The sequence below is a fragment of the Streptomyces sp. NPDC043908 genome, assembly GCF_056435525.1.
Window position 1 is genome coordinate 38,682 of record NZ_JBWKEI010000003.1, and the last position, 12,523, is coordinate 51,204.

The following is a 12,523-nucleotide window of genomic DNA, read 5'->3' on the forward strand; positions in this document are numbered from 1 at the left end:
GTCCGGCCCGGCCGGGCGGCGTCTCAGCGGGCAGGCGTGTGGGTGGGGGTACTCGCCGGAAAGACCTCGGTGAGCAGCGCGTCGAACAGCGTCGTCACGTCGTGCTCGGTCAGGCCCTCCGCCCGCGCCTCGCGCAGCCACTCCCCGAGCCGGGCGCGCAGCGGCGACTCGGGGGCGGTCTGCGGGGTGGCGAGCGAGCGGGTGATGAACGTCCCCGCGCCCTGGCGCACCTCGACCAGACCGGCGCGCTCCAGCTCCCGGTAGGCCTTGAGCGTGGTGTTGGGGTTGACCTTCGTCGTGGCGGCCACCTGGGCCGCCGTCGGCAGTTTGTCGCCCTCGGCCAGGGCCCCCATGCGCAGGGCCTGCTCCACCTGGTGGACGATCTGGAGGTAGGCGGGCAGGCCGCTGCGGCGGTCCACACGGAACGCGACCATCGCACCTGCCTCCTTCGGTGGGAATCCCTGTCGGTCGCGGGCCCCGGAAGTCAGGGGACCCGGGGCGCCGACACCTTGCGTACGGTGACGTACAGCCTATGCCCGGCCGGTCGGCCGGGCCGGACGGCCGCGCTAGAACGCCTGGCGGCGGGTGCGCCACACGGCCACGGCGAGCAGGACCGCGCTTCCCGCGGTCAGCAGAGCGGCCGCGGTCCACTGCAAGGTGGCCATCTGGTCGTAACCGAAGTAGTCCCATACCGAGTTGACGATGCCCTTCTGGGCGCGGCAGCGCTCGGGGCTCGCGGTGTCGACGCAGGTGCCCCACCCGTAGAGCCTGCCGGACGCGGTGCCGATCCACTGGTCCACCTGGACCGCGCCGTCGAGCACCGCCGGCTGGGTGCTCTCCAGGGGGAAGGCGATCCGGCGGGGCGTGGCGAGGTGCGGCTTGAGGTAGTCGAAGGCCACCGAGAAGGCGAAGGCACCGAAGAAGGTCAGCGTCATCGCGGTCACCGCGCGGCGCACCAGCGCGCCGATGGCGATGCCGAGCGAGAGCGTGAACAGCGCCCTGGTGAGCAGTACAGGACCCGTGTTGTCGAAGATCGTCCCGTCCAGCCAGTCACTGGAGACGAACGGCCGCGCGGCATGCCAGTACCAGGTCAGCAGCGTGCCGAGGACGGCGGTGGTCAGCACGACGAGGCCCAGCGCGAAGCCGAGCTTCCACAGCAGCCAGCGCGAGCGGGGCACCGACTGCGTGGTGACCAGCCGGGCCGTGCCGTTCTCCTGGTCCGCGGCGAGCAGCGGGGCGCCGAGGAAGACGCCGAAGAGCAGGGGGAGATACCCCACGTAGGCGGCGTAGTTGTTGAAGGTGTCCGACATCCGCATGCGCCGGGCGCCGTCGAAGTCGTCCACGGAGGTGGCGGGCCAGCCGCCCGCGTGGGCCTCGTCCAGCAGGGCGCCGCGCTCGTGGATGATCAGCGCCGCGCCGAGCAGGGTCGCCGCCGCGCAGAGGATCAGGACGGCGCGGTGCTGGCGTGTCACCAGCCAGAGCAGTCCGCGCAGCCTCCTGGGCCTGGTGCGGGCCGGCTCCCTGGTGGCGAAGGGGCGGGTGAGGGTGTTCATACGGCGTACTCCTCCTGGTGGCCGGGAGCGGCGGCCGGGGACAGCAGCGCGGGCGCCTGGGGGTTGCGGAGGTAGGCGAGCAGCACCTCTTCCATGCTGGGCTCGGCGAGCTGCCAGTCGCCGGTCAGCCGGCCCTCGGTGCGCACCATGGCCGTGAACTGCCGTCCCGCGGTGCGGGATTCGATCACGGTGTGGGTGCTCAGGGCGGCGGGCAGGCCCTGGTCCGTGGTGACCCCGGTGACCAGGGTGTGCATCGGCACCAGCTCGTCCGTCTCACCCGCCATCCGGACCCGGCCGTCGGCCAGGACGAGGAGGTAGTCGCACATGTGCTCAAGGTCGCCGAGGATGTGGGACGACATCAGGACCGTGGTGCCGCGCTCGACGGCCTCGGACATCAGCAGCGAGCTGAGCTCGTCACGGGCGACCGGGTCGAGATCGGCCATCGGCTCGTCCAGGAGCAGCAGGTCGGGCCGCTTGCCGAAGGCGAGCGCGAAGGCCACGCGGGTGCGCTGGCCCCCCGAGAGGCTGCCGATCCTGGCGCCCATCGGGACCTGTCCGCCCCGCACGATGCGCTCGGCGGCGTCCTGGTCCCAGCCCTGGTTGAGCTCCCGGCCCAGCCGCAGCGACTCGGCCACGGTGAACCGCTTGAACATCGGCTTGTCCTGGGCGAGGTACGCGAACCGGGGCAGCGCGGCGGGGGAGCCGGCCGGGATGCCGAAGATCCGCAGCTCGCCGGTGCTCGGCTCGACGAGCCGGGTCGCCAGGTTGAGCAGTGTGCTCTTTCCGGCGCCGTTGGGTCCCACCAGGCCGCAGATGCGCCCGGCCGGGAGCCGGAAGGTGCAGTCCCGCAGGGCCCAGCCCCGGCGGTACTTCCTGCCCAGCCCGCGTGCTTCCAGGGCCCAGCGGGTGTCGGCCGCGCCGGGTGCGGTCATGTCGCCCACGCCTCCCCCTTTCCATGATTCCACTAGTTGACTAGTGGAATCATGGGGTCGGGGGCGAGGAGGTGTCAAACCACCGGGCGAGCCGGGCAGGGCGGCCGAATACGCTCGATCGCCCCCTCGGACCGCGGATTGTCACCGTCGTGCCACACCTCCCGGTCCGCGCGAACCATTGCCGCCGCCAGGGTGTGTTGTTCGGCGAGCGCCGGGGTGTACCGGCCCTATCCTCGGGGGAGTCATGGACTACTCACTTATGCGTCGCGTGATCACGGTGGCCGCTACGACCACGGTGGCCGGTGTCCTGGTGGTCGGCTGCGAGCCCGGTGGCGGCAACGGATCCGGGTCGGGCGCCGCCGCGTCCCCGGTGATCCCCACCGCCGCGGCCACACCGCACACCACCGCGCCCAGCACGAAGCCCCCCACCCACCCGGGACCCGCGGGCAGCACCAAGCCCAAGCACGCGGCCCCCAAGTGCGCGCTCACCGACCTGAAGGTCACCCCGGCCCACCAGTCGGCCGACCGCCCCCCGGGCACGGGCCTCGGCGCGGCCGTCGTCGGCTTCGCCAACACCTCCGCGCACCCGTGCTCGGTGAAGGGGTTCGTCACCGTGGCCGGCGCGGGCAACGGCGCACCGGACAAGAACGTCCCCCTGTCCGTCACCCCCACCGGCACCGCCTCCACGGTCCTGCTCGCCCCGGGAGCCCGCGCCTGGACGAAGCTGACCTTCGTGCAGGTCCAGGGCGAGGCCGACGGGTACTGCGTGTCGGGGGCCGAGCCGTCCTCGTACCCGACCCTCGTCCTCGGGGTGCCGGGTGCCGGGCGCCACCAGACGGCCCTGGACGACGGTGTGTTCGCCGAGTGCGACAACAAGGTGAAGGTCACCGCGCTCTCCGCCACCAAGCCCTCCTGAGCCCGGGGCCCGGGCCGCTCAGCCGGCCCCGGGGCAGAACACCTCGATCCGCTGGACCAGGTTGTTGGCGAAACCGCCGCGGTTCCAGGGCTGGGTGAGCGGCTGGGTGGCGCCCCCGGCGTCGGTGGCGCGAGCGCTCAGGACATGGCTGCCGGGGGTGGCCGTCCACAGGGCCCGCCAGCGGCGCCAGGCCCAGCCGTGGCCGACCGCCGGGGCCAGCTCGGCCTCGGACCAGCCGCGCCCGCCGTCCGTGCTCACCTCGACGCGGGTCACCGGCGCCCGCCCCGACCAGGCCCGGCCCTCCAGGAGCACACGGCCGGGGCGGACCACACGGGTGCGGGACATGAAGTCGGGGAAGCCGGGCGGGATCATCAGCGCGCGCGGAGCGATCCGGGTCACCGGCTCGCCCGGTTCCCCCGCCGACTGCCGGTAGCGGTAGGCCACTTGCTGCTGGAAGCCGGTGAACGGGGTCGCGGTGAGCGTGATGGCGCGCAGCCACTTCACATGGGCCATGCCGTACCACCCCGGTACGACCAGGCGCAGCGGATGGCCGTGCTGCGGCGGCAGCGGGGCGCCGTTCATCTCGTACGCCACCAGCACTTCGTGGTCCCGGCCGAGGGCCTCCGCCAGCGGGAGGCCGCGCTGGTAGTCCTGCTCCACCCCGCGCTCGACGCCGTGGTCCGCGCCGGTGAAGACCACCTCGACGGCGTCCGGCTCCACTCCGGCCTCGGCGAGCAGCAGCGCGCGCAGCGGCACCCCCGTCCACTCCGCGGTTCCCACCGCCTCGGTCAGCCACGGCTGGCTGACGGGACGCGGGGCGAGCAGCGCCCGGCCGTTGCCGGCGCACTCCATGGTCACCCGGTGGGTGACCGCGGGGAAGGAACGCAGGGTCGCCATGTCCAGGGTGAGCGCGGTGCGCACCCGGCCGTCCACGGTGAGTTCCCAGCTGTCCGCGTCGGCGTACGGGATGTCGTAGTGGACCAGGACGTAGTGCAGCCCGGGCGGGGTGACGTCGTAGCGCAGTGCCTCCAGGGGCAGCCCGTGGTTGCGGGCCGCGAGGGCCAGCTCCTCGGGGCTGATTCCCTCCCCGGGGTCGGCGAGCCGGCCCGGGGTGCTGATGTCAGCGAAACGGGCGTCCATTCCCCCATCGTGCGCCCGCGGCCCGGCCCGGTCATCTCCGGAGGCGGAAGCGGGGCCGGGGATTGCGAGTGCCCGGTCGCGGCGAGACGCTTGAGGTGTCAGCCCTGTGGCGCCCGTCAGCGGCCGATACCCGTGGGGGCGCCGGGGCACCGGCGCGCGAGAACCCACCGGCGGCCCAGCAGGGGAAGGGCCGGGCGGGTCCCCGGACCCGCCGTGCCGCGGCAAGGAGATCGTCATGGACGGCACGACGCTGGAGGCGATGCGGACCGTGCTGCGCGGTCCGGTGATCGGCCCGCAGGACCCGGGGTACACCGAGGCGCGCACGATCTACAACGCGATGATCGACCGGCGGCCGGCCGCCGTCGTGCGGTGCGCGGACGCGGGCGACGTCATCGACGCGGTCGACTTCGTCCGCGACCACGGCCTCGAACTCGCGGTCCGCGGGGGCGGGCACAGCGGGGCGGGCCTGTGCCTGGTGGACGACGGCGTCACCCTCGACCTGTCGCCCATGCGCTGGGCGCGCGTCGACCCTTCCGCGGAGATCGCGCAGGTCGGCGGCGGCTCCCTGATGGGCGACCTGGACCACGCGGCGCACGCGTTCGGTCTGGCCACGCCCGGCGGCATCATGTCGACGACCGGTGTCGCGGGGCTGACCCTCGGCGGCGGCCACGGCCATCTGACCCGCAAGTACGGGCTGACCATCGACAACCTGCTGGCGGCCGACGTGGTGCTCGCGGACGGCAGCTTCGTCACGGTCAACGAGCGCAGCCACCCCGACCTGTTCTGGGCGCTGCGCGGGGGCGGCGGGAACTTCGGTGTCGTCACCTCCTTCACCTTCTCGGTGCACCCGGTGCACACCGTGGTGCTCGGTGTCACCGTGTGGACGCTGGACCGCATCGGCGACGTCCTGCGGTGGTACCGCGAGTTCCTGCCGCAGGCGCCCGAGGACCTGAACGGGTTCTTCGCGGTGCTCGTCGTCCCGCCGGGGCCGCCGTTCCCGGAGGAGATCCACGGGCAGAAGATGTGCGGAGTGGTGTGGTGCTGGACCGGCGACCCCGACGAGGCCGACACGGTCTTCGCGCCGGTGGCCGAACCGGGCCCGCCCGCCTTCCACTTCACGGCTCCCATGCCGTACCCGATGGTGCAGAGCATGTTCGACGAGCTGATCCCCGCGGGCCTCCAGTGGTACTGGCGCGGCGCCTTCTTCGACCGGATCACCGACGGGGCCGTCGACGTCCACGCCAAGTACGCCGAGGGCATCCCCACCGACCTGTCGACGATGCACCTGTACCCGGTCGACGGCGCCGCCCACCGGGTCAAGCCGGGCGACACCGCCTGGGGCTACCGGGACGCCGTCTGGTCCGGGGTCATCGGCGGCATCGACCCCGACCCGGCCAACGCCGAGACCGTCCGGCAGTGGTGCGTGGACTACTGGGAGGAGCTGCACCCGCACTCCATGGGCGGCAGCTACGTGAACTTCATCGGCGCGGGGGAGGGCCAGGAGCGGGTGAGGGCCACCTACCGCGACCAGTACGACCGACTGGCCGCGGTGAAACGCGCCTACGACCCGCACAACCTCTTCCACGCCAACCAGAACATCGAACCGGCGCGCGGCTAGCGGCGGTTCGCGCCCCGGCGGGCCCGATCACACCGGCAGGAGCCGGGCGACGAGATCGCCGAGCTGCCGGGCGTCGCGGCACACGTGCATCTCCACCACCTCGGCGTAGGCGAGCGCCGCGGAGTCCCCGGTCGACCACAGGGAAGCCGGCTCCGGGTTGAGCCAGTACACCCGGCGGGCGCGCTCCGCGATACGGCGCAGCGCCGGGAGGTTGGGGTCGCTCATGTTCGTCCGCGCGTCCCCGAGGACGAAGACGGCGGTACGCGGGCCGACCGCGTCGAGGTAACGCTCGGCGAACTCGCCGAGCGCGGTGCCGTAGTCACTGCTGCCGTGCCGGCCGGTCACCGCCGCCTCACCGGCGATGCGCCCGCCCGGACCCGCCGGATCCGCCGCGTCCTCGCGCAGCAGCGCGGTGACCTCGTCGACGCGGTTGACGAAGGCGAACACCCGCACCTTGGAGAACTCGTCGTGGAGCGCCCGCACGAGCAGCATGGTGAAGTCCGCGAACCCGGCGACCGAGCCGGACACGTCGCAGAGCAGGACGAGTTCGGGGCGGGCGGGACGGCGGCGGCGCAGGACCGGACGCATGGGGACGCCGCCCGTCGACAGCGAACCGCGCAGGGTACGGCGCAGATCGATACGGCCGCGGGCCGCACGGCGGCGGCGCGCCGCCAGACGGGTGGCCAGTTTGCGCGCCAGCGGCCGCACCGACCGGCGCAGCTCGTCGAGTTGGGCGCGGTCCGCCACCAGGAAGTCGACCCGGTCGGCGGTGGGCCGCAGGGCGCGGCGCGCGATCTCCTCGGTACCGCGCCGCTCGGCCACCCGGCGGCGCGCCTCGGTGCCCACCTGCTCGCGGAACCGCTGGATGCGGCGGCGGATCTCGTCGTCGGTCAGCCGGTCGGTGAAGCCGCCGCCCCCGCCGCCCCGGGCGAGGGTGGAGCGTACCCGCGCGAGCAGCGTCTGGGGGCGCAGCCGGTCGAGGGTCTGGTGCGCGGAGAAGCCGTCCGAGCCGGGGGAGGAGCCGTATCCGCCGAGGGCGTCCACCGCCTCGGCCGCCAGCCGCCCCAGCGCCGCCGCGTCGTCGTCGGCGAGCGCGGCGGCCAGCCGGTCGCGCAGGCCCGCCAGGTCGCCGCCGGGGGTGGCCGGGGCGCCGACGCGCAGCGGGAAGTACAGATCGAAGACGGGGTCGAAGACCGTCCGCTGGCCTTCGCCGTGGAGCAGCGTCGCCGCCAGCCCCTCCCGCATCCGCTCGCGGTCGGCGAGGCCCAGCGCCTCGAGGGCGGCCGCCGCGTCGACCGTCTCGCCCGGGCCGATCCGCAGTCCGTGGGCGCGCAGGGTGCGGACCAGTCCCGTGAGCCGGTCGGGCAGCGCGGTCACACGGCGTCCAGGTCGAGCTTGGAGGCGGCCTTCAGCAGGTCGTCCTGGTGCTTGAGGAGGACGCCGAGGGTTTCGCGCACGACGTTCTCGTCGAGGGTGCCGGCGCCGAGCGCGAGCAGCGTACGGGCCCAGTCGACGGTCTCCGCGACCGAGGGCGCCTTGCGCAGGTCCATCGCCCGCAGCGCCCCCACCACCCGTACCACGGACGCGGCCAGCGCCTGGTCGAGCCCGGGCACCCGCATCCGTACGACGCGGCGCTCCAGTTCCTCCTCGGGGAAGCCGATGTGCAGGAAGAGGCAGCGGCGGCGCAGGGCCTCGGAGAGCTCGCGGCTCGCGTTGGAGGTGAGCACCACGAACGGGCGGCGCGTCGCCGTGATCGTGCCGAGCTCGGGCACGGTGACCTGGAAGTCGCTGAGCACTTCCAGGAGCAGCCCCTCGACCTCCACGTCCGCCTTGTCGATCTCGTCGATCAGGAGAACCTTGGGGTCGTCGCCGCGGATGGCCGTGAGCAGCGGGCGGGGAAGGAGGAACTCCTCGCCGAAGATGTCCGTGCGGGTCTCGTCCCACGACTCCTCGCGGCCCGCGGTGATGCGCAGCAGCTGCTTGGCGTGGTTCCACTCGTACAGCGCCCGGGACTCGTCGACGCCCTCGTAGCACTGGAGCCGGATGAGCCGGGCCTGCGCGACCCGGGCGACCGCCTTGGCGAGCTCCGTCTTGCCGACACCCGCCGGGCCCTCCACGAGCAGCGGCTTGCCGAGCCGGTCGGCGAGGAAGACGGTGGTGGCGACGGCCGGGGACGCCAGATAACCGGCCTCGGCGAGGCGGGCGCGGACCTCGTCCACGGACGTGAAGTACCCGGTCGTCATGGGGCGTTCTCCTGGTCTCCCGCTCGGCCGGCGGTCGCGTGGCGCGCTCGCACGTGATGCGGTACGTACTCGATCAGCTCCCGGGGCCGGTCCACAACGGGCGGGCGCGGTTTGCGGCGAAGGTCACGGTCCGCCGGGCGGGGTGCGTCAGCGCGGGGCGCGGCGGGTGGTCAGCAGGAGCGCGATGTCGTCCGGGCGGTCCGTGGTCTGCCGGGCCTCCTCGATCAGCAGGTCCGCGGTGCCGCCCAGGGACGGGCCGGTGCGCCGGGTGGGAGTGGCGGCACGGGACAGGGACGCGCGCAGCCGCTCGACGCCCTCGTCGATGTCGGTGCCCGGCCGCTCGACCAGCCCGTCGGTGTACAGGGCGAGCACCGCGCCCGGCTCCAGGCGCAGGTCCGCCACCGGGTACACGGCGTCCGGGGCCACCCCGAGCACCACCCCGCCGGGCAGGTCCAGGACCTCGGCGCGGCCGTCGGGGTGGCGCAGCAGCGGCTGCGGATGCCCGGCGCGCGCCGCGCGGGCCTCGCCGGTGAGCGGGTCGAGCCGGATGTAGCAGCAACTGGCGAACTGGCCCGGGTCGAGGTCGATGAGCAGCCGGTTGGTGCCGCTCATGACCTCCTCGGGCGGATGCCCGCCGAGCGCGAAGGCCCGTACCGCGCTGCGCAGTTGGCCCATGGTGGCCGCGGCCTGCACCCCGTGCCCCTGGACGTCCCCGATGACCAGGGCCAGCCCGTCCCCGGCCTCCACGACGTCGTACCAGTCGCCGCCCACGTCCATGCCCTGGGTGCCGGGCAGATACCGTCCCGCCGTCTCCACCCGGGGGTGGGCGGGCAGGCGGTGGGGGAGCAGGGCCGCCTGGAGGCCGCGGGCGAGGGCGGCCTCGGTGTCGTAGCGCTGGGCCCGCTCCAGGGCCTGGGCGATCAGACCGGCGAGCGCGGTGAGGACCGTGCGCTCCTGCGGGCTGAAGCCGCGCGGCCGGTCGAAGCCGAGGATGCAGGAGCCGACGGGCCGCCCCGAGGCGATCAGCGGCAGGAAGGCGCGGGCGCCCTCCTCGGCGTCCAGGGGGATGCCCGGATAGGCGGCGGCGAGCTGCTCCATCGACTCGAAGAACAGCGGGCGGCCGTGGGTGAGCGTGTCGACCCCGGGCAGCCGCACATCCAGGGCCACCCCGTCGAAGGGGTCGAGGAAGCCCTGGGGGAAGCCGCTCTCCCAGGCCAGATAGAGGTGCCGGTCCTGGAGCAGGTAGAGGGCGAGGCGACGGCCGCCGAAGGCGGGGAGCAGCTCCTGCATCACCACGGCGGAGACCTGGCGCGCGGTGACCGCCTCGCTCAGCGCCAGGGCGAGGAAGACCGGCGGGTAGAGGGATTCCGCCCCGGCCGCCCGGTCGGCGGGCGCGGCCGGAAGGCCGTCGGGCGCCGCCGGGGCCGGCGGCGGGCCGAACGGGGTGGCGCCGGGCTCGCGGCCGTCGCGGGCCGCGGCGCCGGGCGCGGGGGCGGCCCCGGCGGCGTCCGCGTCCCGGCCCACGGGGACCACCGTGAACGTCAGCCCGTCGGCGCCGGGGTAGACGGACAGCGAGAGGCGGTCGCCGTACCGCTCCCCGGTGTGCGGGTCCGCGCCGGGCGGCCGCGGACGCCGTACCTGGAAGTGCACCGGGTCCCTGGACAGGAGCGCGCCCCGCAGATGGTCCTGGCAGGTGGGCTCCTCCAGCCAGGGCGCGGCGTGTCCCAGGGGCTGCCCGAGGAGTTCGCTGCGGGGGCGGCCGAGGAGCAGGGCCGCGCGCGGGTTGACGTAGCTGATCAGGCCCAGCCGGTCCAGGGTGAAGACGCCCTCGGGGAGCAGGTCGGCGGCGTGCTCCCCGGCCGCGCGGCCGGCCGGTGCCCCGTTGGCCAGGGGCGCCACGCACAGCGGCTCACCGTCCCAGACGACCTCCGGGCCCTCCTCGTCCAGTGCGAGCAGAGCGGCGCCCAGACCCTGAGCGGCCTCGGTGAGGCGGTCGCGGTCCCGGGGAGCGGAGGTGGCGTCCGGCGCGGCGGGACACAGCACGGTCAGGACGCCGTACGCCGTCGACGCCCCCACGACCGGTACGTACACCGAGCCGAAGCGGAACGGCAGCCCGGCCGCGAGCTGGGGGTAGCGGCGCATGGTCTCGATGGGGTCGGCGAGCTGGATCTCGACGCCCAGCCGATGGGAGTCGGCGACCGGGAACGGCCGGTCCACGTGCATGCGCCACCAGGGGCGGAACAGCGGCCCGGGCAACCCCGCGAGTACGGCGAGCCGCAGCAGTCCGGGGGTGCTGGAGCGCAGGTACACACCGCCCACATGGCCGCCGACGGCGCGCATGCCCTCCGCCACGGCCCCGGTGAGCAGTGCGGTCAGCTTTCCCGGCGCCCAGCGCCGGCTCTCGGCGCTCTCAGTCATCTTGTCTGCCCTCGTCCGCGCGCCGCGCGGTAGGTGATACAGCAAGAATGCGCCACGGGATGGGGGGCCCGCACCTCGTGACCCCCCACCCGGAACGCGTGCGCGCGCCCTAGCTCGCCGCGTGCCCCTTGGCCAGGGGCCACTCGCGGTGCAGGGCGCCGAGCGGGATGCGGCGCTCGAAGACCGGCGTGCCGAACAGGGACAGCTGGAAGTGGAGCTGCCCGCTGAGGTCGAACCCGCCGTACACGGCCCAGGCACCGGACACGGACGCCTTGCCGTCGCTGGACGCGGTCGCCGTCACATCGGCCTCGCCGCGCAGATAGGGCGCGAAGTCGGCGCTGACGCCGACGGCCCCGTACAGGCCGACGGATGCCTCGGCGCCCATGGCGCCCTTCACGCGTCCGGCGGCGCTCACGGTGGCCGTCACCGGAGAGCTGTGCACCGCGGAGGTGCTGACCGGCGTCCAGCCCTTGCCGGAGGCGTAGCTGCCGCCGACGCGGAAGTCGCCCTTGACGTCCTGCGCCACGTCGAGGGTGACGCGGCCGTCGGCCTCGACCTGGACGTAGCAGGTCAGGTCGAGGTTGACGACGACCGGGACGGGACCGACCTGGATGACGGGCGCGCTGTGCAGCTTGGCGAACGGGATGCGCTTGGGGGCGCCAGTGCTTGCGGCGGCGCGGCCCTTGAGCGCCCACTGCGAGGACCAGTCGCCGCTCATGCCGAGGAAGGCGGAGCGCGGCCCGGTGCCGCTGCCGCCGTCGTACGCGAACTCCACCTCGGGGGCGAGCTGGACGAAGCCGGAGACCGAGGCGCCGGCGGAGACGGGGGCGTCCTTGGCGGTGTCGACGGCGGCGTTCACGTCCAGGCGCAGATTGCCCAGGGGCAGCTTGGCGCCCTTGGGGCCGAAGGTGAGCCCCTTGCCCTTGGCCCAGGAGAAGGTGACGCCCTTCATCAGGGGCTCGACCTTCACCGAGGACGGGTCGACCGGGACCTTGCCGTCGGCCTTGTCGTCCTTGAGGACGGAGGCCAGCGTGGTGGAGGCGGTCTTGACCTCGGTACCGCGGTCGGTCTTCCCGACGACCTCGGTCACCTTGGCGAGCAGTCCGTTGGGAGCACCGGGCGCCGGGGCGCTGGCGATGACGTCGCCGACGGCCACGGGCTTGTCGGGCGCGGGCGAGTGGCCGGGCGCGCCGGTGGGGTGCCGGGAGGGTGTGGATATGACGGCCCGTCGGCTCGTCCGGTCGTAGGAGGCGACCTTCAGCGAGGACTTCTGCGGGCGACCCTTGCCGGTACCGGGGCGGGCCACCGCCGTCGGCGCGGACGCCTCCTGCGGCGCGGCGGCCACGTCGAGCTGCCGCGTGTCGTCGGCGGTCACCGCGATGGTGGCGGTGCTGCCGGGCTGTGCCGCGGTGCCGTGCCCGGAGGAGGAGCAGCCGGTGGCGGCGAGGGCCAGGGTGGCCAGGCCGGGCACCAGGAGGCGGGTGGTGAACGTGCGCACGGAGTTGTGACCTTCGGATGGGAGGAGGGGGGTCGTTACTCGGGAGTAACGCGAAGGTGATCATGCCATGCGCGCGCGGCGCCAGTCATCTTGAGTTCACGCCAACTCGTGGGCGCGGCAAGACGGTTGAAGCTTCACTTACGTAGGGGGAGGCGGAGGGGACCGGGCGGACGCGGGAGAGGCGGCGGCCCCCCGCACCGCCCCC

The 12,523-nt window shown here is 74.2% G+C and carries 10 protein-coding genes; 2 read left to right on the top strand and 8 right to left on the bottom strand.

Going from position 1 to position 12,523, the window contains the following annotated elements; genetic code table 11:
- Positions 1-23: 23 nt before the first annotated feature.
- From AC069K_RS08205 to AC069K_RS08215, 3 genes are all read right to left on the bottom strand, one after another.
- On the bottom strand, positions 24-434 hold the full coding sequence (locus AC069K_RS08205; RefSeq protein ID WP_478613422.1) for a GntR family transcriptional regulator: 411 nt from the start codon (positions 432-434) through the stop codon (positions 24-26).
- Positions 435-566: 132 nt separating this feature from the next.
- Positions 567-1,553: an ABC-2 transporter permease gene (locus tag AC069K_RS08210; protein ID WP_478613425.1), complete on the bottom strand. Its 987-nt coding sequence runs from the start codon at positions 1,551-1,553 to the stop codon at positions 567-569.
- The gene (locus AC069K_RS08215; RefSeq protein WP_478613428.1) at positions 1,550-2,494 is read right to left on the bottom strand and encodes an ABC transporter ATP-binding protein; all 945 of its coding nucleotides are present in this window, start codon (positions 2,492-2,494) and stop codon (positions 1,550-1,552) included. The genes AC069K_RS08210 and AC069K_RS08215 overlap by 4 nt, the downstream gene beginning before the upstream one ends.
- A gap of 235 nt (positions 2,495-2,729) precedes the next feature.
- On the opposite strand from AC069K_RS08215, the gene AC069K_RS08220 reads away from it, so the two are divergent.
- Positions 2,730-3,401 carry a DUF4232 domain-containing protein gene (locus AC069K_RS08220; protein WP_365107739.1) on the top strand — a complete coding sequence of 224 codons (672 nt, stop codon included), beginning with the start codon at positions 2,730-2,732 and terminating at the stop codon, positions 3,399-3,401.
- 18 nt (positions 3,402-3,419) lie between these two features.
- Here the strand turns inward: AC069K_RS08220 and AC069K_RS08225 are convergent, their stop codons facing one another.
- The gene (locus AC069K_RS08225) at positions 3,420-4,541 is read right to left on the bottom strand and encodes a sulfite oxidase (protein ID WP_478613433.1); all 1,122 of its coding nucleotides are present in this window, start codon (positions 4,539-4,541) and stop codon (positions 3,420-3,422) included.
- 235 nt (positions 4,542-4,776) lie between these two features.
- Between AC069K_RS08225 and AC069K_RS08230 the strand changes: the two genes are divergently transcribed.
- Positions 4,777-6,159, top strand: coding sequence for an FAD-binding oxidoreductase (locus AC069K_RS08230; protein WP_358834148.1), 1,383 nt, complete (start codon positions 4,777-4,779; stop codon positions 6,157-6,159).
- A gap of 27 nt (positions 6,160-6,186) precedes the next feature.
- Here the strand turns inward: AC069K_RS08230 and AC069K_RS08235 are convergent, their stop codons facing one another.
- The 4 genes from AC069K_RS08235 to AC069K_RS08250 form a co-directional block, all read right to left on the bottom strand.
- Positions 6,187-7,536 (bottom strand): VWA domain-containing protein, encoded by a 1,350-nt coding sequence (locus AC069K_RS08235; protein WP_478613436.1) that lies wholly within the window; start codon positions 7,534-7,536, stop codon positions 6,187-6,189.
- Positions 7,533-8,402, bottom strand: coding sequence for an AAA family ATPase (locus AC069K_RS08240; RefSeq protein WP_365107749.1), 870 nt, complete (start codon positions 8,400-8,402; stop codon positions 7,533-7,535). The genes AC069K_RS08235 and AC069K_RS08240 overlap by 4 nt, the downstream gene beginning before the upstream one ends.
- A gap of 147 nt (positions 8,403-8,549) precedes the next feature.
- A complete protein-coding gene (locus AC069K_RS08245) occupies positions 8,550-10,742 on the bottom strand; it encodes a SpoIIE family protein phosphatase (protein WP_478614427.1) in 2,193 nt (730 codons plus the stop codon).
- 187 nt (positions 10,743-10,929) lie between these two features.
- Positions 10,930-12,318, bottom strand: a complete 1,389-nt coding sequence (locus tag AC069K_RS08250) for a hypothetical protein (RefSeq protein WP_478613439.1) — start codon at positions 12,316-12,318, stop codon at positions 10,930-10,932.
- Positions 12,319-12,523 lie beyond the last annotated feature (205 nt).